The organism is Pseudomonas sp. (genome assembly GCF_017744435.1).
Lineage (GTDB): Bacteria > Pseudomonadota > Gammaproteobacteria > Pseudomonadales > Pseudomonadaceae > Aquipseudomonas.
Genome location: NZ_JAGIBG010000033.1, coordinates 31247 through 51681 on the forward strand (window position 1 = coordinate 31247; position 20435 = coordinate 51681).

Consider the following 20435-nt stretch of genomic DNA (forward strand, 5'->3'; position numbering starts at 1 on the left):
CAAAGCAGCCCCCGAGTCCCTCGGATCAGACCACGCCTTGCGCCAGCATGGCGTCGGCCACTTTCACAAAGCCCGCAATGTTCGCGCCCTTCACGTAGTTGACCTTGCCATCCGCCTCTTCACCGTAATGCACGCAGGCATGGTGAATCGACTGCATGATGTTGTGCAGCTTGCTGTCCACTTCACCGGCCGTCCACAGCAGGCGCATGGCGTTCTGCGACATCTCCAGGCCCGATACGGCCACGCCGCCGGCGTTGGATGCCTTGCCCGGTGCGTACAAGATGCCAGCTTCGATGAACAGGTCGACCGCCGCCAGGGTGGTCGGCATGTTGGCGCCTTCAGCCACGCAGATGCAGCCGTTGCGCAGCAGGGTACGGGCGTCTTCGATGTCCAGTTCGTTCTGTGTGGCGCACGGCAGGGCGATATCGCACGGCAGGCTCCACGGCGTCTGGCCCTTGCGGAACTCCAGGCCGAACTGGTCAGCCAGCTCGCTGATGCGGCCGCGCTTGACGTTCTTCAGGTCCATCAGCGCGTCCCACTGGGCATCGGTCAGGCCGGCTTCGGCGTACAGGGTGCCTTCGGAGTCGGACAGCGAAATCACCTTGCCGCCCAGGTCCATGACCTTGCGCGCCGCGTACTGGGCAACGTTGCCGGAACCGGAAATGGCCACGCGACGGCCATCGATGCGCAGGCTCTGACGCTTGAGCATTTCTTCCGCGAAGTACACGCAACCGTAGCCGGTGGCTTCAGGGCGAATCAGGCTGCCGCCGTAGGTCATGCCCTTGCCAGTCAGCACCGAGGTGAACTGGTTGGCCAGGCGCTTGTACTGGCCGAACATGAAGCCGATCTCGCGGGCACCCACGCCGATGTCACCGGCCGGCACGTCGCAGTCGGCGCCGATGTGGCGGTACAGCTCGCTCATGAAGGCCTGGCAGAAGCGCATGACTTCGGCATCGCTCTTGCCTTTCGGGTCGAAGTCCGAGCCACCTTTGCCGCCGCCCATGGGCAGCGAGGTGAGGGAGTTCTTGAACACCTGTTCGAAGGCCAGGAACTTGAGCACGCTCAAGTTTACCGACGGGTGGAAGCGCAGGCCGCCCTTGTACGGGCCGATGGCGCTGCTCATCTGGATGCGGTAGCCGCGGTTGACCTGGACCTTGCCCTGGTCATCGACCCACGACACGCGGAACAGCACGGCGCGCTCAGGCTCGACCATGCGCTCGAGGATGCCGGACTGCAGGTAGTGAGGGTTGGCTTCGAGGAAAGGCCACAGGGTACGCAGCACTTCTTCCACAGCCTGGTGGAATTCCGGTTGGCCCGGGTCGCGTTGCTGCAGGCGTGCAAGGAAATTGTCGACAGATTCGATCATGGTAGACATCTCACCAAGAGGATTGGACTTATTGGTTTTTTTCGAAATGTACCAAGAAGCAATCGCACCGGAATAGGGCGAAATGTCGTTTTTCTGAAATTATTTGGTGCGTTTTATATAAGTGTATACAAAATCACCCTCCGCGCCGCCTGCTTCGCGGGCACGCCCGCTCCCACAGGAACCTCGCAAACCTCAAGACCGGCGCTGTACCTGTGGGAGCGGGCGTGCCCGCGAATGAAGCCAACACCCCTTTCCAGCCAGGCACAAAAATGGGGCCGCGACGGGCCCCATTCCTGTGCATCAGAAGACTGGCTTACTGGGCCAGCTTCTTGTGCCGTACACGGTGCGGCTGGGCAGCAGCATCGCCCAGGCGCTTCTTGCGGTCGGCTTCGTACTCGGTGTAGTTGCCCTCGAAGAACACCACGTTCGAGTCGTCTTCGTACGCCAGGATGTGAGTGGCCACACGGTCCAGGAACCAACGGTCGTGGGAAATCACAATGGCGGCGCCCGGGAAGTCCAGCAGGGCTTCTTCCAGGGAACGCAGGGTTTCGACGTCGAGGTCGTTGGACGGTTCGTCGAGCAGCAGGACGTTACCGCCCTCCTTCAGGGTCAGGGCCAGGTGCAGTCGGCCACGCTCACCACCGGACAGGTCCTTGACGAACTTCTGCTGGTCGCCACCCTTGAAGTTGAAGCGGCCAACGTAGGTACGCGACGGGATCTCGTAGCTGCCGATCTTGATCATGTCGGAACCGTCGGAAACCTGTTGGAACACGGTCTTGCCGCCGTCCAGGTCCTCGCGGCTCTGGTCGACACAGGCCAGCTGCACGGTTTCGCCGATCTCGATGCTGCCCGAGTCCGGTTGTTCCTTGCCCATCAGCATGCGGAACAGGGTCGACTTACCGGCACCGTTACCACCGATCACGCCGACGATGGCGCCCTTCGGCATGGCGAACGACAGGTTGTCGATCAGCACGCGATCGCCATAGCCCTTGGTGACGTTCTTGAACTCGATGACCTTGTCGCCCAGGCGCGGACCGGCCGGGATGTAGATCTCGTTGGTTTCGCTGCGCTTCTGGAATTCCTGCGACTGCATTTCTTCGAAGCGCTGCAGACGGGCCTTGGACTTGGACTGACGGGCCTTGGCGCCTTTGCGCACCCACTCCAGTTCCTCTTTCATGGCCTTCTCGTGGGCGCTCTGCTGCTTGGATTCCTGCGCCAGACGCTCCGATTTGGCTTCCAGCCAGCCCGAGTAGTTGCCTTCGTACGGAATGCCGGCGCCGCGGTCCAGTTCGAGGATCCAGCCGGCGACGTTGTCGAGGAAGTAACGGTCGTGGGTAATCGCTACCACGGTGCCCGGGAAGTCGTGCAGGAAGCGCTCCAGCCAGGCTACCGAGTCGGCGTCCAGGTGGTTGGTCGGTTCGTCGAGCAGCAGCATGTCGGGGGCCGACAGCAGCAGACGGCACAGGGCCACACGGCGCTTCTCACCACCGGACAGGTGTTCGATGCGGGCATCCCAGGCCGGCAGGCGCAGGGCGTCGGCGGCAACGTCCAGCTGGCGCTCCAGGTTGTGGCCGTCGGCGGCCTGCAGGATGGCTTCGAGCTTGGCCTGTTCGGCAGCCAGCTTGTCGAAGTCAGCGTCCGGCTCGGCGTAGGCGGCGTAGACCTCGTCCAGGCGAGCCTGGGCGTCCTTGATCACGCTGACCGCTTCCTCGACCACTTCACGCACGGACTTGTTCGGGTCCAGTTGCGGTTCCTGCGGCAGGTAACCCACGTTGATGTCGGGCATCGGACGGGCTTCGCCGTCGAATTCCTTGTCGACGCCCGCCATGATCCGCAGCAGGGTCGATTTACCGGCGCCGTTCAGGCCGAGCACGCCGATCTTGGCGCCAGGGAAGAACGACAGGGAAATATTCTTGAGAATTTCCCGCTTCGGCGGCACGACCTTGCTCAGCCGATGCATGGTGTAGACGTATTGAGCCAAAACCAAGCCCTCTAAATAGGTAAAGACATCGACGATCGCCCAGGCGTTGTGGCCAGGGGGATGTGTTTACGGGGTTTCATTGAACAAAGTCGACCATTCTACGCCAACGCGCGGCGTTGCACAGGGTGGTCGGATGGTGGGGTGGGATCGTTGTGATCCTGGCAGGCATTTATTGCCTGTGCCGGCCCTTTCGCGGCTAAAGCCGCTCCCACAGGTACTGCACAGGATTCAAGCCTTGAGCAATCCTGTAGCCCCCACAGGTACTGCATAAGATTCAAGCCTTGAGCAATCCTGTGGCTCCCACAGGTACTGCATAAGATTCAAGCCTTGAGCAATCCTGTAGCTCCCACAGGTACTGCACAAGATTCAAGCCTTGAGCAATACCTGTGGGAGCGGCTTTAGCCGCGAAGAGGCCGGCACAGCAGCCCGAAATGGGTCAGACGTGACGCTGCTTCTTAGCCTTGCCCCGCGGCAACCGGCAACGGTCGCTCTGCTCGGCCAGGCGCGCAGCGTAAGCGGCCTTGACGCTGAAGCCAGCACTGCGGGCAGGCTGCTCGGCAACCTTGGCGGGCTGGGCAGGCTTGGCTGCAGCTGGCGTGCTGACAACCTTGCCAGCCGGCTTGGCCACGGCAGCCACAGGTGCCTCTTCAGCCGGCGCTGCCGCCTTGGCGGTCTTGCGCAGTTCCGCCAGCGATGGCGTCTTGTTCTTCGAGGCCGCAGCCGCGTCGGGTTTGACCAGCGAACGCTGGCACGATTTGCAGGATACGTCCGCGGTCACGGCAGTGCTGACAAGGGTCTGACTGCTGCGCCCACAGGCGGAATCGAGGCCATTGGTGGAAAAGTGAGTAACCAAAACCGAACATCTCCGATGCGTTGTCATTGAAGCGGGCGGCATTCTCGCACAGGATGCAGGGTCTTGCCGAACGGGCCGGCATCACCACGACCACTGGCACCGGACAACAGGGCTGGCACATTGCCATAATCACAGGCATGCTAGCCCGTTCGGAAGTCCGGCTTTATAGTGCGCGACCGCGGTCCTGGCCTGTGCAGATACCGGCATACACCGTGCATGTTCCCTCCCTGCCATCGCCAGCCCAATCGCAGGACCGACGCTTGACCGATCTCAATCATCCGACTCTGCTGCGCCCCGCTTCGCCGGCCCCAGTCGCTTCGCTGCGTGGTTCGGTCAAAGGTGCGCTGGCCCTGCTGGCCCTGATCCTGCTGGCTTTGCTGCTGTGGCAACTGTTCTCGCAGTTCCGCCACACCCAGGCCGACCAGCGCCAGCTGAGCCTCGATGCCAGCGCCGAACTCGCCGACCACCTGAGCCTGAACCTGGCGCTCAAGGCCCAGCAGGCCCTCAACGTGGTCCAGCCGTACGTCAAGGCGCCGACACCCGCCGCCCTGCCGAGCCTGCTGGTGACCCTGCGCGAACGCCTGCCCGCCCTGCGCGACCTGGCGTGGCTGGACCATGCCGGGCAACTGCGCAGTGACAGCCTGGCCGGCAGCCCCGACCGCCAGATGATTGACGAACTGGTCGGCCTGAACCAGGGCCGCAGCTACTTCTTCGCCAACTCGGCAGACAACCGCACCGTCTACCTGCTGTTGCGCCAGACGGCGGAACAGGATCGCGGCTACTGGCTGCTGCGGCTGTCTGCGGACTATTACCAGGCGCTCACCGTGCACCTGGACGGCCCCGGCCACCCGCTGTGGCTGCTGGAAAACAGCCGCAACGGCGAGGTACTGGAACGCCATGCCCCGGCACAGACCAGCGGTGAACCCCTGCAAAGCGTGATGCTCGCCTACATCGACAACAGCGCCTGGCAATTGCGTGGCCTGTTCGACGCCGGCCTGGCCCAGCAGAAGCTGCTGCCGGCACTGATCGGCAAGTGCCTGCTGGCGCTGTTCTGCGCCCTGCTGCCGGTGCTGGCGCTGATCAACATGCGCCGTCGCCAGCGCGCGCTGCAGGAAGACCGCCGGCGCTACCAGGAAATCTTCGAAGGCACGGGCGTGGCCTTGTGCGTGCTGGACCTGTCGAGCCTGCCCGGCCAGCTCGACCGCTATCACCTGCGCAACCTGGCCGGGCTCAAGCAGAGCCTGGCACTGGACCCCAACCTGCGTCGCTCACTGCTGCTGGAACTGAAGATCACCGAGATCAACCAGGTGGCGCGCCAGCTGCTCAATGTCGAGTGCCACGAAGGCGCCTGGCAACGGCTGATCGATGGCAGCGGCGTTAGCCGCGACAGCATTGGCATGCAGCTGATCGACGCCCTGATCGAACAACGCCCGTCGCTGGAGCTGGAAGTGCGCCTGCCCGCGCCGCTGGGCGGCGAGCTGCACCTGTGGCTGATGGCGCGCCTGCCGCAGCAGCGCCGCAACTACCAGGCGGTGATCCTCAGCATCAGCGACATCACCAGCCGCAAGCAGGTGGAGTTGTCGCTGCTGGAACGTGAAAGCTTCTGGTCCGACGTGGTGCGCACCGTGCCCGACCAGCTGTACGTGCAGGACGTGCTCAGCCAGCGAATGATCTTCAGCAATCGCCACCTCGGCCAGACCCTCGGCTACGACCGCACCGAGCTGGCGCAGATGGGCGACCGCTTCTGGGAGTTGCTGCTGCACCCCGAAGACGCCGCGCACTATCAGGCATTACGCCAGCAACAGCGCGACAGTGCCCACAGCCAGTCGCTGCACACGCAGTTGCGCTTCCGCCACCGCGACGGCGGCTGGCGCTGCTACGAAATCCGCGAGCAGGTGCTGACCCGCGACGACGATGGCCTGGTCACGCGCATCATCGGCGTGGGCAAGGATGTCACCGTGCAGATCGAGGCCAGCCAGTCGCTGCGTGACAGCGAACAACGCTACCGCATGCTCGCCGAAAGCATCAGCGACGTGATCTTCTCCACCGACAGCCGCCTGCAGCTCAACTACCTCAGCCCGTCGGTGCAGGCGGTGCTGGGCTACCAGGCCGACTGGATCTTCGACAACGGCTGGCAGTCGATCATCGCCAACCCGGCCCAGCTCACCGGCATCTACAGCCTGATGGAGCGGGTCAGCAAGGCCATGGGCGACAGCGAGCAGCTGGCACAACTGCGCAGCCAGCTGCCGACGCAACTGTTCCTGTTCGACTGCCTGCGCGCCGATGGCCGCAAGATCCCCATCGAACTGCGCCTGGTACTGGTGTGGGACGACCAGCAGCGCTTCGAGGGCGTGCTCGGTGTGGGCCGCGACATCAGCCAGCAACGCCGTGCGGAAAAAGACCTGCGCATGGCCGCGACGGTATTCGAACACTCCACGTCGGCCATCCTCATCACCGACCCGGCCGGCTACATCGTGCAGGCCAACGAAGCGTTCAGCCGGGTCAGTGGCTACGCGGTCAGCGACGTGCTCGACCAGTTGCCGGCCATGCTGGTGGTCGAGGACCAGCAGGAAAGCCACCTGCGCTACGTGCTCAAGCAACTGCACCAGCGCGGCAGCTGGGAAGGCGAAGTGTGGCTCAAGCGCCGCAGCGGCGACCATTACCCGGCCTGGGTCGGCATTACCGCCGTACTCGACGACGAAGGCGACCTGGCCAGCTATGTGTGCTTCTTCACCGACATCAGCGAGCGCAAGGCCAGCGAGCAGCGCATCCACCGCCTGGCCTACTACGACGCCCTCACCCACCTGCCCAACCGCACGCTGTTCCAGGACCGCCTGCACACCGCGCTGCAGCAGGCCGAGCGGCAGAAGTCGTGGGTGGTGCTGATGTTCCTCGACCTCGACCGCTTCAAGCCGATCAACGACTCCCTAGGCCACGCCGCAGGCGACCGCATGCTCAAGGACATGGCCCAGCGCCTGCTGGCCTGCGTCGATGACGATGACACCGTGGCGCGCATGGGCGGCGACGAATTCACCCTGCTGCTGCAGCCGCGCGCCACACGCGAGATGGCCCTGAACCGCGCCATTCACGTGGCCGAGAACATTCTGGGCAGCCTGGTACGGCCGTTCGTGCTGGAAGGCCGCGAGTTCTTCGTCACCGCCAGTATCGGCATCGCCCTCAGCCCGCAGGACGGCAACGAGCTGAGCCAGCTGATGAAAAACGCCGACACCGCCATGTACCACGCCAAGGAGCGCGGCAAGAACAACTTCCAGTTCTACCAGACCGAGATGAACGCCAGTGCCCTGGAGCGCCTGGAGCTGGAGAGCGACCTGCGCCACGCACTGGAGCAGAACGAATTCATCCTCTACTACCAGCCGCAGTTCAGCGGCGACGGCAAGCGCCTGACCGGTGCCGAAGCGCTGCTGCGCTGGCGTCACCCGACCCGCGGCCTGGTGCCGCCGGGCGACTTCATCCCGGTGATCGAAGAACTGGGCCTGGTGGTGGATGTCGGCGACTGGGTGCTGCGCGAGGCCAGCCGCCAGCTGAAGGTCTGGCACAAGCACAAGGTGCGCGTGCCGAAGGTGTCGGTGAACATCTCGGCGCGGCAGTTCTCCGACGGCCAGCTGGGCACGCGGATTGCCACCATCCTCGAGGAAACCGGCCTGCCACCGGCGTGCCTGGAGCTGGAACTGACCGAGAGCATCCTGATGCGCGAGGTCAACGAGGCCCTGCAGATTCTCGCCAGCCTGAAGAACCTTGGCCTGAGCATCGCGGTCGACGACTTCGGCACCGGTTACTCATCGCTGAACTACCTCAAGCAGTTCCCCATCGACGTGCTGAAGATCGACCGAACCTTCGTTGACGGCCTGCCCGAGGGCGAGCAGGACGCGCAGATCGCCCGGGCGATCATCGCCATGGCCCACAGCCTCAACCTGGCGGTGATCGCCGAGGGCGTGGAGACCCACGAGCAGCTGGAGTTCCTGCGCGAGCATGGCTGTGACGAGGTGCAGGGCTACCTGTTCGGGCGGCCGATGCCGGCCACCCAGTTCGAGGCGCAGTTCGCCAACGAGACCCTGTTCATGTTCCAGTGAGCCTTCGCCCGTTGACGCGACACGGTACCTGTAGGAGCGGGCTTGCCCGCGAAGCAGGCACCGCGGTGGATGGCACCGGCTCCGCCGGTGTTCGCGGGCAAGCCCGCTCCTACAGGGGGTGCGTCACGGCTGAAAAACGTGCCGAAAAAGCGGACCTCAGAGTCAACTCCAGCCCAGACACGGCGCGGGATGCAACATGAGCCCCATTGGTCCGCGACTTGATGCCAGTTCATATGCCAGGCGCGGATCAATCGGTTAGAATGCCCCCCCAAATTACCCCGATCCTTGAGGACCGCCATGTTCAGCCGTGATTTGACCATTGCCAAGTACGACGCCGAGCTCTTCGAAGCCATGCAGCAAGAAGCCCTGCGCCAGGAAGAGCATATCGAGCTGATCGCTTCGGAAAACTACACCAGCCCGGCAGTCATGGAAGCCCAGGGCTCGGTCCTGACCAACAAGTACGCCGAAGGCTACCCAGGCAAGCGCTACTACGGTGGCTGCGAGTACGTCGACGTGGTCGAGCAACTGGCCATCGACCGTGCCAAGGAACTGTTCGGCGCTGACTACGCCAACGTCCAGCCGCACGCGGGTTCGCAAGCCAACGCCGCAGTCTACCTGGCCCTGCTGTCGGCCGGTGACACCATCCTGGGCATGAGCCTGGCCCACGGTGGCCACCTGACCCACGGTGCTTCGGTGAGCTCGTCGGGCAAGCTGTACAACGCCATCCAGTACGGCATCGACGGCAACGGCCTGATCGACTACGACGAAGTCGAGCGCCTGGCTGTCGAGCACAAGCCAAAGATGATCGTTGCCGGCTTCTCGGCTTACTCGCAGGTCCTGGACTTCGCCCGCTTCCGCGCCATCGCCGACAAGGTCGGTGCCTACCTGTTCGTCGACATGGCCCACGTTGCCGGCCTGGTTGCCGCTGGCGTGTACCCGAACCCTGTGCCGTTCGCCGACGTGGTCACCACCACCACCCACAAGACCCTGCGCGGTCCACGTGGCGGCCTGATCCTGGCCCGTGCCAACGCCGACATCGAGAAGAAGCTGAACTCCGCCGTCTTCCCAGGCGCCCAGGGCGGCCCGCTGGAGCACGTGATCGCCGCCAAGGCCATCTGCTTCAAGGAAGCACTGCAGCCTGAGTTCAAGGCTTACCAGCAGCAGGTCGTGAAGAACGCCCAGGCCATGGCCGAAGTGTTCATCGAGCGTGGTTTCGACGTCGTTTCCGGCGGCACCCAGAACCACCTGTTCCTGCTGTCGCTGATCAAGCAGGAAATCTCCGGTAAAGATGCTGACGCTGCCCTGGGCAAAGCCTTCATCACCGTCAACAAGAACTCGGTACCGAACGACCCACGTTCCCCGTTCGTCACCTCGGGCCTGCGTTTCGGCACCCCAGCCGTCACCACCCGTGGTTTCAAGGAAACCGAGTGCCGCGAGCTGGCCGGCTGGATCTGCGACATCCTGGCTGACCTGAACAACGAAGCGGTGATCGACGCCGTGCGTGAGAAGGTCAAGGCCATCTGCAAGAAGCTGCCGGTTTACGGCAACTGATTGGCGCAAGCCTGATGTGAAAAAGCCCGGCCCTGTGCCGGGCTTTTTCATGCCTGCGTTCTGGCGCGGGAACCGCTTCCGAATAGGCGGTGTGAACCAGGCTGCCTAACCTGCCACCTCCTCTGATAAACGCGCAGGAGGCCACCCATGGCTGATCACGTAACACTGTCCTTCACTGCCACCCTGGAGGTCGCTGAAGCGCCGATCAATGTGCTGGGCAACATGACCCGCGGGCCCGTAACGCTGGCGAGCCCACAGCAAGCGCCAGGTCATGTGGTTGAAGGCGCCAGGACCCTCGGCCTGTTGAATGGCACCGACGCGGACTGGCATCACGGCCGGGAGATCGGGCTGGTCACCTTCGAGCAAGCCGCCCAGCCAGCGGCGTTGCTGCTGTATTTTCGCCACGGCGAGGCGGGTTACCGCCTCTATCTGCGCAGCGGCCCCCACACTGGCCACGGCGTGTTCATCACCGGCGACGGCCTGGTCAACGCCCAACCGATCAAGGCAGAAGACCCAAGCCTGTGGGCGCTGACCGATGCTCAAACCGGTGAGGCGTTCGACCTGACCCAGCTTGAAAATGGGCGCAGGGAAATTCAGCTGGCCAGTGCGGATGGGCATCCACTGGAAGTGCACAATCTGTATCCGGTGGGCGGGTATCTGGCCTGCTATCCGGCTGCGCAGCAAGGGACCTTGAGCCTGATCATTCAGGAGCGCGGTGTCGATTGGCTCAAGCCGGCCTGATACGTCGTGCGCCACCCGTCGTCACGTATTAACCTGTGCCACCCCAAACACAACCCAGCACAGGCCCGGTCTTGACCAGAGAGCAACTCGAAACCCAGCAAATCCCGATCTACTTTGCCGCGGTGCTCGCTGCCGTTGCCTTCGGCCTGCTGGCCAGCGACGCCGCGCAACACCTGCAAGCCCTGGTCACCCCCGCCATCGCCGTGCTCATGTATGCGATGTTCCTGCAGATCCCCTTCCTCGACCTGCGCCAGGGCCTGGGCAACCGCCGCTTCATGACCGCCCTGCTGCTCGCCAACTTCATCCTTGTGCCATTGCTGGTGTGGGGCCTCACCCGCGGCCTGGCCGAGCACCCGGCGATCCTGATCGGCGCCCTGCTGGTGCTGCTGACGCCGTGCATCGACTATGTGGTGGTGTTCACCCACATCGGCAAAGGCGACTCGCGCCTGACCCTCGCCGCCACGCCCGTGCTGTTGCTGGTGCAGCTGGTGCTGCTGCCGGTGTACCTGGCGCTGATGCTAGGCGACAGCAGCGGCGTAGCCATCAGCATCGCGCCTTTCGTGGAAGCCTTCGTGCTACTGATCGTGCTGCCGATGATCCTCGCCGTGCTCACCAGCGCTGGCGCCCGCCGCTCCCGCGCTGTCTCGGCGTGGAACGACGCCTGGGCGTGGATGCCAGTGCCTGCGATGGCCCTGGTGCTGGTGGCGGTGATTGGGTCACAGATTGCTGTGGTGTTGCGGGATTTTGATCGGTTGCTGCCGGTGATTCCGGTGTACGTCGGCTTCATGCTGCTGGCACCGCTGCTCGGGTTCGCTTCGGCACGCTTGCTGCGCCTGCCAGTGGCTGAAGCACGCTCGGTGACCTTCAGTGCCGCGACGCGCAACTCGCTGGTGGTTTTGCCACTTGCACTGGCGTTGCCTGAGGACCTGCGTGGGTTGGCCGCAGCGGCAGTCATCACCCAAACACTGGTTGAGCTGGTAAGTGAATTGATTTACGTCCGGGCCATCCCGGCCCTCCTACAAGCCCAATAGGCATTAACTCGAGCCCGAGCAGGAGCGGCCACACCGGAGCGCCGGGTCGGCCATAAGCCGTATTAGACACATCCAGCAAATCAGCCGATGAAGACTCAGTGCCCCTGAAGCAGGAAGATGATCCTGACGAGCGCATCAGCTCGCATTCGAGGAGCTCAAGGGCGAGTTCAATGATTTACGCCCAGGCCGGCTTGAATGCTGAGCGGCAACACAGCTCGCTTGGCACAGACCACTTAACCCCTTAACCGTTTGCCGTTTCGCCCTTTGAGCATCCGTTTCCAGCGTTGCATGCTATAAGGGAATCCCGTACATTCAGATGCGTACAGTAATCGAAACGCCTACGTTCCAAAGAGCCGCCGCCAGGTTGTGGTCCGACGACGAGCGCCTGGCCTTCATCGATTGGATCGCAGTCAATCCGCTTGCAGGGGATGTGATCCCCGGTGCTGATGGTGCACGAAAGATACGATGGAGTCGTGCAGGGGCTGGCAAGTCCGGCGGCACACGAGTGATCTACTTCAACCTTAATGAAGATGAGATTGTGTTGTTGCTTACGGTTTATGCCAAGGCCGAGCGAGCAAACATGAGCCCCGCTGAAATCAGCAAGGTGGTATGAAATGCGTGACATTGATCTTGAAAGCGTTGCCAAAGCCATCGAGGCTGATGCTGGTGAGCCATTGCCTGACCTGCGCCAAGCGCTCAAAGAAGCCAAGATAGGAGCCGGGCGCGTCACTACGCCTGAGCAGATACTGGTTCGCCAGGCACGTGAGCGTTGCGGATTGACTCAGGCAACTTTCGCTGAGCGTATCGCTACGCCAGTGGCGACGTTACGTGATTGGGAACAAGGCCGCTTCGTGCCCCCAGGTGGTGTTCTATGCCTGATGCGCTTAATCCTCAAGCATCCGGAACTGTCTCTGGAGCTGACTACGTCCTGAGCGTAGTTTTGCCTGTGTTTATCGCCGGCCACATGGCCGGCGATAAAGCTATGCTGTGTAAGCAGTTGGTCCTTCGCCTCACAACGCCTTCATCTCACCAATATCCCGCGCCACCTGATCGGCAGAGTGATCAAACATCGCCTGCTCCTTCGCATCCAGCGGCAACTCGATCACCCGGGCAATCCCCTCCCCAGCCAACACACAGGGTACGCCCATGGCGATATCGGTGCGCCCGTATTCCCCTTCAAGAATCGCAACCGCCGGCAGAATACGGTTACGCCCATTGGCGATCGCATCCACCATCTGCGCAATGGCCACGCCCGGGGCATCGCAGGCGCTGCCAACCTTCTTCAAACCCAGAATCTCGCCACCGCCTTTGCGTGTGCGTTCGACGATCCGCTCGATCTGCTCATCGGACAGGAAGTGCGACAGCGGCACCGACCCGACCTGGCAGTAGCGCATCAGCGGCACCATGCTGTCGCCATGCCCGCCCAGCACCAGCGCCGTGATATCCCGCGCAGAAAACCCGGTCTCCTCGGCAATGAAGCACTTCATGCGTGCGGTATCCAGTACCCCCGCCTGCCCGAACACCTTGCCCCGCCCGAGTTTGCTCAGCGACCTGGCCCGATAGGTCAGCACATCGACCGGGTTCGACACCACCAGCACCGTCGCTGCCGGCGCATAGCGGTTGATGTCGTGCATTATGCCGTCGAGGATAGGCAGGTTGATGCTCAGCACGTCCTGCCGCGACTGACCAGGCTTGCGCGGCACGCCTGCGGTAATCACCACCAGGTCCGAGTCCTGCAGCATTTCGGCCTTGGCGCCGCCAAGTACCCGGGTATCAGACCCTGACTCGACGGCCGCCTGCCAGATGTCCAGCGCCTTGCCCTGGGCCAGCTCACCCTGCACATCGAGCAACATCAGCTCACGGCAGTATTCTTCCCGGGCGATGATCTGCGCCGCCGCCTCGCCCACGATCCCGGCACCTACGATTGATAACTTGTTCACCTGACACCTCCCAGCGGCGCGCGCCACCAGGAGCACGCCTGCGTATAGAGAGAAGTATTGCCTGCCAAGGCGAAAAGACCATGTGATGCGACCGCATGCTATTGACAGCATCCCACCGTCCCGGAAATACTTTGTAAAGATTCATATAGATGACCAAATAACAAGGTGAATCGCTCCATGATCGCACTGCCCAGCCCTACGCCTTTGCCCGGCGCGACACCTCCGTCCGCCAGCCCCATTCCTCCGAAGTTCGAAGTTTGCGCATCCAGTCGGCCATATGCCCGCGACCGATAACGGCTCGCTATTGCCCGCAGAAACCCTGCCATGCCTGCAATGCCTGAGTGCCGCTAGCGCGCCAGCCCAACCGAGATTCCCTGAATGACTCCCTTAGATATACAGCTGTTGCTGACCGCCTTGGTCAGTGTCCTGGTGCTGGTAGCGCTCATCGTGTCCCGCCTCAAGATGCACCCGCTGCTGGCCTTGCTGGTGGTGTCCATTGGCGTGGGCTTTGCCACCCGCATGGAACCCGGCAGCATCGTTTCCCACCTGCTCACGGGCGCCGGCAAGACACTGGGTGCAGTCGGGGTGGTGATCGCGCTGGGCGCAATGCTCGGCAAGATCCTGGCGGACGCTGGCGTCACTGAGCAGGTCGCGGATGTGATCCTCAAGCGCACCTCGGACCGCATGATCCCTTGGGCGATGATGCTGGTTGCCTTTGTCATTGGCATCCCGATGTTCTTCGAAGTGGGCCTGGTGATCATGCTGCCGCTGATCTTCAGCGTGGCGCGAAAGCTGGAAAGCAAGGCCCGCTTCAAGGGCTCGGCGTATGTGTACGTCGGTGTGCCAGTGATTGCCGCGCTCGCCGCCATGCACGGCATGGTCCCGCCGCACCCTGGCCCGTTGACCGCCATCGCCGTGCTCAAGACCTCGGTCGGGCCCACCATGCTCTATGGCTTCCTTGCCGCGATCCCGGCCATGATCCTGGGCGGCCCGCTGTATGGCCTGTTCATTGCGCAGCGCATGAGCACCCGGCCCGATCAGGCATTGCTGGACCAGTTCACCCTGGCTGAGAAAGCTGATGGTCAACCCCGCCCCGGCGTAGTGGTCGGCATGCTGGCCGCGTTGCTGCCGGCGATCCTGATGCTGGTGCATGCCGTCGCCGAAATGCTGCTGCCCAAGGGCAATGCGCTGCTGGAACTGGCCAGCTTTCTGGGCAACCCGTTGATCGCCATGCTGCTGGGCGTGCTGTTCGCCGGCGCGAGCCTGGTACTCGCCCGCGGCGGCGATGCCGAACAACTGCGCGATGCGCTGGGCAAAAGCCTCAAGCCGATCGCCTCGATCATCATGATCATCGCCGGGGGCGGGGCCTTCCAGGAGATGCTGACCAGCGCCAAGGTCGGCGATGCCATCGTGCACCTGACCCAGCAATCGGCCTTCCCGCCGTTGATCCTGGGCTGGCTGATCGCGATGCTGCTGTCGGTGTCTACCGGCTCCGCCACGGTCGGTATCGTCGGCGCTGCCGGCTTGCTGGCACCGCTTGCAGGTGCTGACCCCAGCCTGAACCTGCCATTGCTGGCCCTGTCCATCGGCTGCGGTTCGCTGTTTTTCAACTATGCCAACCATGCCGGTTTCTGGATGGTGAAGGAGTCCTTTGGCATGACCATGGGTGAAGCTACCAAGACCATCTCGGTGGTGCAGTCCATCGTGGCGGTGGTTGGTTTGATCGTGGTGTTGATGCTGAATGCGGCGATTACGGTGGGCTGAGCCGGGAAAACCAGCCCAGCTCATCAGCTTCCTCAGCGTTTTTCTGCGACCAGGGTGTAGCACATGGGTATTTGTGCTGCGCCCTGCTCATAGACGTCGTAGACCTCCTCCCGATTGGAATGCGGGTACTCGTCGAATGCACGAAGGCTCAAGCCTGCGCCCGTAACGCTCATGAGCACATCGCTCAGCGGGTGGAGATGCCAGTAAGACTGCAGCTCGTTTGGCTCTGCCTTGCCTTCGTAGACAATGGCGCCAGTTTCCACCAGCGGTTCGGTCAGGAAATAGGACGTGCTGATGCGCCACGGGTCAACCTTCGGCGCCGTAGCGAGCATTACACTTGGGGCACTTCCATTTACCTGCGAACTGGAAATCGTAAGGTACATCGGAAAGACGCACACGACGCTCACCAACATCCCAGCAAGAAGTACAGAATCGCCCCGGCTCGCCTTCAAAGCTGTAAACACCTTCTTCGGTGTATGTAGGCTGCCCCACAGCCCTCTGCTTGACCTGGGCTTGGAGACTGACAATCTGTTCTTGGGCTGCCGCGAGCTTCAGTTTAAGCTCGCCAGATTCAAGTTTTGCATCCCCAAGTGCCGAGTGCAGATCAGCAACGATCATCTTGAAATCAGCATCACCAACCTTTTTGGCTAAGTCACGAAGTTTGTTAGATGCGTCCAATGCCTGTTGTAGCAATGCGATGATATCCATAGTTTTTAGCTCGATCCTGGAGCGCGAAAACCGCGCCTCTCCTACGGGCTTAGCCCGCACGGGGCGGGCTGTTTAGGCGGCAAGTTTTCCTATGCTCCCCACCATGTAGTGACACCGCCAGCCTTAACCAGCAAAGCCGCCACTTCTTTCTCCGTCGCTGGCTCATCCGCATTGACCGTCCAAACGCAGCCGTCATACGTCAACCAATGGTCGCCCGCAATCAGCGTAAGCGGGTAACTTCGACCATCAATCAGGTAAAACAGAAGCTGAGCCTTGGGTTCGAAAATCGGCGGTGTTGGTAGGCCAGGGCGAAGGTTGTAGCCCATACCATATTTCCTTTTAGTTCTTGGCTTGCTCCTGTTGCTCAGCAATAACCTCAATCCACATTGCCAAATCAGCGGCGGCATCGTTCATATCTGCAACGCGTTTCTTGTAACCGTTCTTTGGGCCACGTTGAGTTTCTGGTGTTTCAAGAACCTTCTTACGGGCTTCACGGAACCTACGAACGAGTCGCTGGGCATCCTTATCGAGTTTGAGTTGCAACGTATCAGTTGTTTCGCTCGTACTCATGCTCTTTTCCTTCCTCGATCCTGGGCAGCGTGAGTCGTGCCCATCTACTGCCACCGCCCAGCGGTGTAACGGCTGGGCTTTTGGTGTACCTGGGCGTTTTCCTTTAGCTGATGATGTTCCTGATGATCCGTGCAAGGCCAAGGCCCGAGTAGCCCTCCGAGTATCCGTGAGATACATCAACCTCATGCTGCGCCAATGCTTTCAGGACACGGTTCTTCACCATCTTTGAGCCACGCGATTGCCCGGCCTCATAGGCGAGGAAAGCCGCAAAACAGCCCAATACAAAACACATAGCGTAAGTGTCAAACATCTTTACTCCATTCCAATATCGCCGCGGCCGGAGGGGCTGTGGTGTACCTGGTCGTTTTCCTCGATCAAACGCGTTCGCCAGATACCTGTATTTGCTGGCCACCATTGACATCAGGCATGGTCAGAAACAGGTATACACGCTCCTTGTACTCAGAGATCTCGACCGACTTCCCGTTTGCCTTCGCCTGATTGAACCCAAGTGTGATGAGCCCGGCCAGCTCTTGCAGGTTCGGAAACCGCTCATCCGGTGAAATCCGGTATTCACGGGACGTTGCATTGTTGGCCGAGTTGATCAATTTGCAGTGGATGAACAAGTTGTCACGCCCACGCCCGTTGTCTTTGATCGTGCTCGAAAACTGCTCAACTTTGTATTTCGCCATGACGCGTTCCTTCGTAATGAGCGCGCGAAAGTCGCACCGCTCTACGGCCTCGGCCCAGCGTTTACGGCTGGGCTTGAGGTGTCAATGGGCGGCAAATCCGCCGTGATGTCCTTGATTCAGTCAGAGGTAACAGCGACACACTCTTTCGCGCTGTTGTAGTCGTCGCCTCCGTTCGGTCTACCGCTTAAGGTAAATGGCTTTGTTCGCGCTATTGCGGCGCAGCCACACGGCGATACCCAAGCGCTCAACCTCTTTCCGGAAACTTCGACCAAGCGATTTACGGTCACCACCACTCAGACGATTCCAATCCTCCCTACCCAAAACGTCATCGAACGAAAATTCAGTCATTTTTTCGATTGCGCCTGCCCCGCGTATCGCCTCGTGAAGGAAGGCATCAAGCGATTTGCTTTCCAAATCTGGGTCATCGAGCTCTTCCCGCAAGATATCGTCGAGAAGGGCCTCTGGCGTTGAGTCATTCTTGTGGGCCTGATTCAACAAGGCACGGAGTAGATCATCTTTGATCTGGATACTGACTAGCATTTTTGGGGACCTACTACAGGCTGATTTTTAAATGAATGTAAATGCAAAGCCACATGAATGCAACTGCTTTATAAAATGAATGACACATGATCAACTGATCCAGGCCCCACAGCTCATACATGATGGTGATCACAAAGCAACCTCAAATACCCGACGAATCGTCGCTTGATCAACGGTCAGATAGGGCTTGCTGTGGTCAAGGCAGGCATAGCCAAGGATGGTCTTCACCGTCTCAACATCGCCGGTTGCCGCTAACACCTTGGCCGCCAGGGAGCGTCTGCCGCTGTGCGACGATCCCTGCTTGATACCGGCCTGCCGGTAAAGCCTGCTGAATGTCTGCTGGAGTGAATCACAGGCCCGGTACACCTCGTGCCCACTGTCCAGCTCGCGGTGTTTGAACGCCAGTTCAAATGCTTGGCCCTTGTGCGTAGTGACAAGCTTTGAACCTGGGCGCAGGCCTCGGTATTCAGCATCGCCGGAAAGGCCCCAGCGGCGCTGCAAGCGAACTGCTATCCAGCTGTCCAGGGCGGCAATGCATCGTGGATGGGTCAGGTACACATTGCGCGGTCGGCAGCCTTTGGTGATTTCTGCATGAAGATAGACCTCGGGCTTGATGGCTCCACTGGGATAAAGCACGTCTGCGACACCGATCCGACCGTTACACTGCTAGGTACGAGCGGCCAAGCTAACGTGTAACTATGCTTTCGGCCTTTAAAATCAATAGATTCGTAGCTCTTGTTACACGGATTACACCTGTTACACCGCTGGATAGAGTTGGCTAGCTAGGAACCCCATGCCCCTATATATTCACGCCTTCAGCGGTAGAGGTAGTCCCGATCTCCCGTTTTCTGTAACCAGCCGGGGACCCTGGGAGTATGGGCAAGATACGGGGCAGGAAACCCGCGGCTCTTTGTTAGCGGCAGGGCGCCCAGCTTAGTGAACTGGTGAATCAGGTGAACCGAGGTGAATTGTGCAGCTTCTTGAACACCGAGCCTTACCCTTACCGCACCGGCAAGAATCAGCTTTTCATTCAGCCATCCGATAGATTTCAATGACTGAAATTTCAGTAACCTGGTGGCCTGCCCGCTAGTGCGATGGCGCGGGTTTCCGTCCCCGTTATAGTGGTATTCTCCTTGGGTCCCCTGCCTGCTACCCGTCTGTGGCTCAGACCTAGCAGTGAGCTGAAGCCGAGGGGACCATTTTTAGCTTTACCTAGGCATATGCCGAAGCACTACTTATTGTGAGCTGCCCAGCCAATGTTTAATTTGACTCTAGATCAACTTATAGCGACCTCTGCTAGCGTGGCCGCAGCAGTATCCGCAATTGCGACGTTTCTAACCGTAATCCAGATTTCTGTACAGCGAAAGGCCTCGTATAAGCCGGAGTTGGTTTTCGCTAGAACTGCTTTTGACAAGTCCCGGGGGGAAGGCAAGAGCCTAGGTAAAGATCCATTGTGGAAGGAGTTTGTGGTTAGGACATATAATATCGGCCTAGGACCAGCGAAAAATCTAACGATAAGCTGGTCATTTCCTATAGGGGCTGCCGTCGCCAAGGTGAATTCTCTAGCTGCTCTAGACGCCAAGCTAGATGCGTATAAGCTTGAGGGTGATATGCTTTCTTCAGCAGAAGGCAGTACTACGATTATGGCGTCGATGTGGAAGAACCAAAAAATACAAGAGATCGATTTCGCTCTGCCTGCTTCCATCAATGATCAACCAGTCTCGGTTTATATTCCTCATGCTTACTTAGCGCTCTGGTTTTCATACGTGACAAGTTGCGTTCATCTAAAGCGAGTATCCGATATAGCCGACTTTCCACCACTCAAGGCGGTCATCAACTTTAAAGACGTCGGCGGTTCAAGGCATAAGTTGAAACAACAGTTTACTCTCAATATGTCGTCTTACATGTATGAAGACGGAGCGATCACAGGATACGTCAGTAGCGGCTGAGTTACTCATGCGGAAATCACGCGACTCAGCAACCTCCCTATGCAGGCGCTGAAAAAGACTTTCAAGAGGTCACGCTCCTTAGGATGGTTCGAAACGCATCATTCGTCTCATACTCGCAGACCCGGACCCTCTGAGCATGGCAGAGGTGAAACCTTGTTTAGGGATACGCGCGAGGGATATGCCAAGAAAAATCTATATTTTACTGGGTCTGTAGGTCATTGTTTGATTCCTGTCTCCGCCCACCGGTAACGGTGCTCAGGAGGCCAGATCATGAGATGCCCTCGCTCGCGGAAGTAAGGAGCCGCCAGTCCCGCGAAGAGGACATTCCCCACAGGTCGCAGGGGCCTTGATCCCTGATAACACTCAACATTCTTGGCGGGATGATGTGGGGCGAGGATCGGAGATCGGATGATGAGGTAACTGGCATGGCATTGGTGGGTAGACGCGATGATCGTAATTTCGGCTATGGCAGGCAATTGAGCTACGCAGGGTCGCAGGCGCTGAAAGACATGTTCTGCGGTTCCCACTACTGCACGGTTAAGGCGCACAGCGATCGGTGGCGGGCATTCGTGAAGTGGCGCCGGTCCGGCACTTATTGCCTGCTGCGGGAGAGGTGCGCCCATGAGGGCAGATAACCAAGGCTTTGCCTTGGTTATCCAAT

20 protein-coding genes and 1 pseudogene are annotated in these 20435 nt (G+C 60.5%); 9 read left to right on the forward strand and 12 right to left on the reverse strand.

The window, feature by feature from the left end; translation table 11 throughout:
- Nucleotides 1-25: 25 nt before the first annotated feature.
- The 3 genes from gdhA to J7573_RS19965 all read right to left on the reverse strand — a co-directional run bounded on the left by gdhA (nucleotide 26) and on the right by J7573_RS19965 (nucleotide 4200).
- Nucleotides 26-1366, reverse strand: coding sequence for an NADP-specific glutamate dehydrogenase (gene gdhA, locus J7573_RS19955; RefSeq protein ID WP_294339387.1), 1341 nt, complete (start codon nucleotides 1364-1366; stop codon nucleotides 26-28).
- A 313-nt stretch (nucleotides 1367-1679) separates the two neighbouring features.
- Complete coding sequence (ettA, locus tag J7573_RS19960) at nucleotides 1680-3347, reverse strand: energy-dependent translational throttle protein EttA (RefSeq protein ID WP_103445757.1); 1668 nt, start codon at nucleotides 3345-3347, stop codon at nucleotides 1680-1682.
- A gap of 436 nt (nucleotides 3348-3783) precedes the next feature.
- Nucleotides 3784-4200 (reverse strand): hypothetical protein, encoded by a 417-nt coding sequence (locus J7573_RS19965; protein WP_294339394.1) that lies wholly within the window; start codon nucleotides 4198-4200, stop codon nucleotides 3784-3786.
- Nucleotides 4201-4460: 260 nt separating this feature from the next.
- Between J7573_RS19965 and J7573_RS19970 the strand changes: the two genes are divergently transcribed.
- The 6 genes from J7573_RS19970 to J7573_RS19995 all read left to right on the forward strand — a co-directional run bounded on the left by J7573_RS19970 (nucleotide 4461) and on the right by J7573_RS19995 (nucleotide 12546).
- Entirely contained in the window at nucleotides 4461-8291 is a 3831-nt protein-coding gene (locus tag J7573_RS19970; protein ID WP_294339397.1) for an EAL domain-containing protein, read from the forward strand.
- 297 nt (nucleotides 8292-8588) lie between these two features.
- A complete protein-coding gene (gene glyA, locus J7573_RS19975) occupies nucleotides 8589-9842 on the forward strand; it encodes a serine hydroxymethyltransferase (RefSeq protein ID WP_027918253.1) in 1254 nt (417 codons plus the stop codon).
- Nucleotides 9843-9989: 147 nt separating this feature from the next.
- On the forward strand, nucleotides 9990-10583 hold the full coding sequence (locus J7573_RS19980; protein ID WP_294339402.1) for a hypothetical protein: 594 nt from the start codon (nucleotides 9990-9992) through the stop codon (nucleotides 10581-10583).
- A 71-nt stretch (nucleotides 10584-10654) separates the two neighbouring features.
- On the forward strand, nucleotides 10655-11614 hold the full coding sequence (locus tag J7573_RS19985; RefSeq protein ID WP_294339404.1) for a bile acid:sodium symporter: 960 nt from the start codon (nucleotides 10655-10657) through the stop codon (nucleotides 11612-11614).
- Nucleotides 11615-11930: 316 nt separating this feature from the next.
- Entirely contained in the window at nucleotides 11931-12227 is a 297-nt protein-coding gene (locus tag J7573_RS19990; RefSeq protein WP_294339408.1) for a type II toxin-antitoxin system RelE/ParE family toxin, read from the forward strand.
- 1 nt (nucleotide 12228) lies between these two features.
- A complete protein-coding gene (locus J7573_RS19995) occupies nucleotides 12229-12546 on the forward strand; it encodes a helix-turn-helix domain-containing protein (protein ID WP_294339410.1) in 318 nt (105 codons plus the stop codon).
- A gap of 78 nt (nucleotides 12547-12624) precedes the next feature.
- Here J7573_RS19995 and J7573_RS20000 read toward each other — a convergent pair whose 3' ends face one another.
- Nucleotides 12625-13554: a malate dehydrogenase gene (locus J7573_RS20000; protein WP_294339412.1), complete on the reverse strand. Its 930-nt coding sequence runs from the start codon at nucleotides 13552-13554 to the stop codon at nucleotides 12625-12627.
- A gap of 378 nt (nucleotides 13555-13932) precedes the next feature.
- Here J7573_RS20000 and J7573_RS20005 point away from each other — a divergent pair, with 378 nt between their 5' ends.
- Complete coding sequence (locus J7573_RS20005) at nucleotides 13933-15318, forward strand: gluconate:H+ symporter (RefSeq protein WP_294339415.1); 1386 nt, start codon at nucleotides 13933-13935, stop codon at nucleotides 15316-15318.
- 32 nt (nucleotides 15319-15350) lie between these two features.
- Here the strand turns inward: J7573_RS20005 and J7573_RS20010 are convergent, their stop codons facing one another.
- From J7573_RS20010 to J7573_RS20045, 8 genes are all read right to left on the reverse strand, one after another.
- A complete protein-coding gene (locus tag J7573_RS20010) occupies nucleotides 15351-15650 on the reverse strand; it encodes a hypothetical protein (RefSeq protein WP_294339417.1) in 300 nt (99 codons plus the stop codon).
- Nucleotides 15625-16026, reverse strand: coding sequence for a hypothetical protein (locus tag J7573_RS20015; protein WP_294339419.1), 402 nt, complete (start codon nucleotides 16024-16026; stop codon nucleotides 15625-15627). Before J7573_RS20015 ends, J7573_RS20010 begins: the two co-directional genes overlap by 26 nt.
- Before the next feature lie 89 nt (nucleotides 16027-16115).
- A complete protein-coding gene (locus tag J7573_RS20020) occupies nucleotides 16116-16352 on the reverse strand; it encodes a hypothetical protein (protein WP_294339422.1) in 237 nt (78 codons plus the stop codon).
- Nucleotides 16353-16365: 13 nt separating this feature from the next.
- The gene (locus tag J7573_RS20025) at nucleotides 16366-16596 is read right to left on the reverse strand and encodes a hypothetical protein (protein WP_294339424.1); all 231 of its coding nucleotides are present in this window, start codon (nucleotides 16594-16596) and stop codon (nucleotides 16366-16368) included.
- Nucleotides 16597-16699: 103 nt separating this feature from the next.
- Entirely contained in the window at nucleotides 16700-16906 is a 207-nt protein-coding gene (locus tag J7573_RS20030; protein ID WP_294339425.1) for a hypothetical protein, read from the reverse strand.
- Nucleotides 16907-16970: 64 nt separating this feature from the next.
- Entirely contained in the window at nucleotides 16971-17285 is a 315-nt protein-coding gene (locus J7573_RS20035; RefSeq protein WP_294339427.1) for a hypothetical protein, read from the reverse strand.
- A 177-nt stretch (nucleotides 17286-17462) separates the two neighbouring features.
- Complete coding sequence (locus tag J7573_RS20040; RefSeq protein WP_294339430.1) at nucleotides 17463-17825, reverse strand: DUF1413 domain-containing protein; 363 nt, start codon at nucleotides 17823-17825, stop codon at nucleotides 17463-17465.
- 129 nt (nucleotides 17826-17954) lie between these two features.
- Nucleotides 17955-18476 (reverse strand): tyrosine-type recombinase/integrase, encoded by a 522-nt coding sequence (locus tag J7573_RS20045; protein ID WP_294339572.1) that lies wholly within the window; start codon nucleotides 18474-18476, stop codon nucleotides 17955-17957.
- A gap of 605 nt (nucleotides 18477-19081) precedes the next feature.
- Here J7573_RS20045 and J7573_RS20050 point away from each other — a divergent pair.
- A complete protein-coding gene (locus J7573_RS20050; RefSeq protein WP_294339433.1) occupies nucleotides 19082-19774 on the forward strand; it encodes a hypothetical protein in 693 nt (230 codons plus the stop codon).
- A gap of 425 nt (nucleotides 19775-20199) precedes the next feature.
- Nucleotides 20200-20361 (forward strand): annotated as a pseudogene (locus tag J7573_RS20055) (integrase); the annotation flags it as partial.
- Nucleotides 20362-20435 lie beyond the last annotated feature (74 nt).

Excerpts from the sequence above, each read along its gene's own strand:
- gdhA (WP_294339387.1), bottom strand. The coding sequence starts at position 1,366 with ATGATCGAATCTGTCGACAATTTCCTTGCACGCCTGCAGCAACGCGAC.
- glyA (WP_027918253.1), top strand. The coding sequence starts at position 8,589 with ATGTTCAGCCGTGATTTGACCATTGCCAAGTACGACGCCGAGCTCTTC.
- J7573_RS19980 (WP_294339402.1), top strand. The coding sequence starts at position 9,990 with ATGGCTGATCACGTAACACTGTCCTTCACTGCCACCCTGGAGGTCGCT.
- J7573_RS19990 (WP_294339408.1), top strand. The coding sequence starts at position 11,931 with ATGCGTACAGTAATCGAAACGCCTACGTTCCAAAGAGCCGCCGCCAGG.
- J7573_RS19995 (WP_294339410.1), top strand. The coding sequence starts at position 12,229 with ATGCGTGACATTGATCTTGAAAGCGTTGCCAAAGCCATCGAGGCTGAT.
- J7573_RS20005 (WP_294339415.1), top strand. The coding sequence starts at position 13,933 with ATGACTCCCTTAGATATACAGCTGTTGCTGACCGCCTTGGTCAGTGTC.
- J7573_RS20010 (WP_294339417.1), bottom strand. The coding sequence starts at position 15,650 with ATGCTCGCTACGGCGCCGAAGGTTGACCCGTGGCGCATCAGCACGTCC.
- J7573_RS20015 (WP_294339419.1), bottom strand. The coding sequence starts at position 16,026 with ATGGATATCATCGCATTGCTACAACAGGCATTGGACGCATCTAACAAA.
- J7573_RS20020 (WP_294339422.1), bottom strand. The coding sequence starts at position 16,352 with ATGGGCTACAACCTTCGCCCTGGCCTACCAACACCGCCGATTTTCGAA.
- J7573_RS20025 (WP_294339424.1), bottom strand. The coding sequence starts at position 16,596 with ATGAGTACGAGCGAAACAACTGATACGTTGCAACTCAAACTCGATAAG.
- J7573_RS20030 (WP_294339425.1), bottom strand. The coding sequence starts at position 16,906 with ATGTTTGACACTTACGCTATGTGTTTTGTATTGGGCTGTTTTGCGGCT.
- J7573_RS20035 (WP_294339427.1), bottom strand. The coding sequence starts at position 17,285 with ATGGCGAAATACAAAGTTGAGCAGTTTTCGAGCACGATCAAAGACAAC.
- J7573_RS20040 (WP_294339430.1), bottom strand. The coding sequence starts at position 17,825 with ATGCTAGTCAGTATCCAGATCAAAGATGATCTACTCCGTGCCTTGTTG.
- J7573_RS20050 (WP_294339433.1), top strand. The coding sequence starts at position 19,082 with ATGTTTAATTTGACTCTAGATCAACTTATAGCGACCTCTGCTAGCGTG.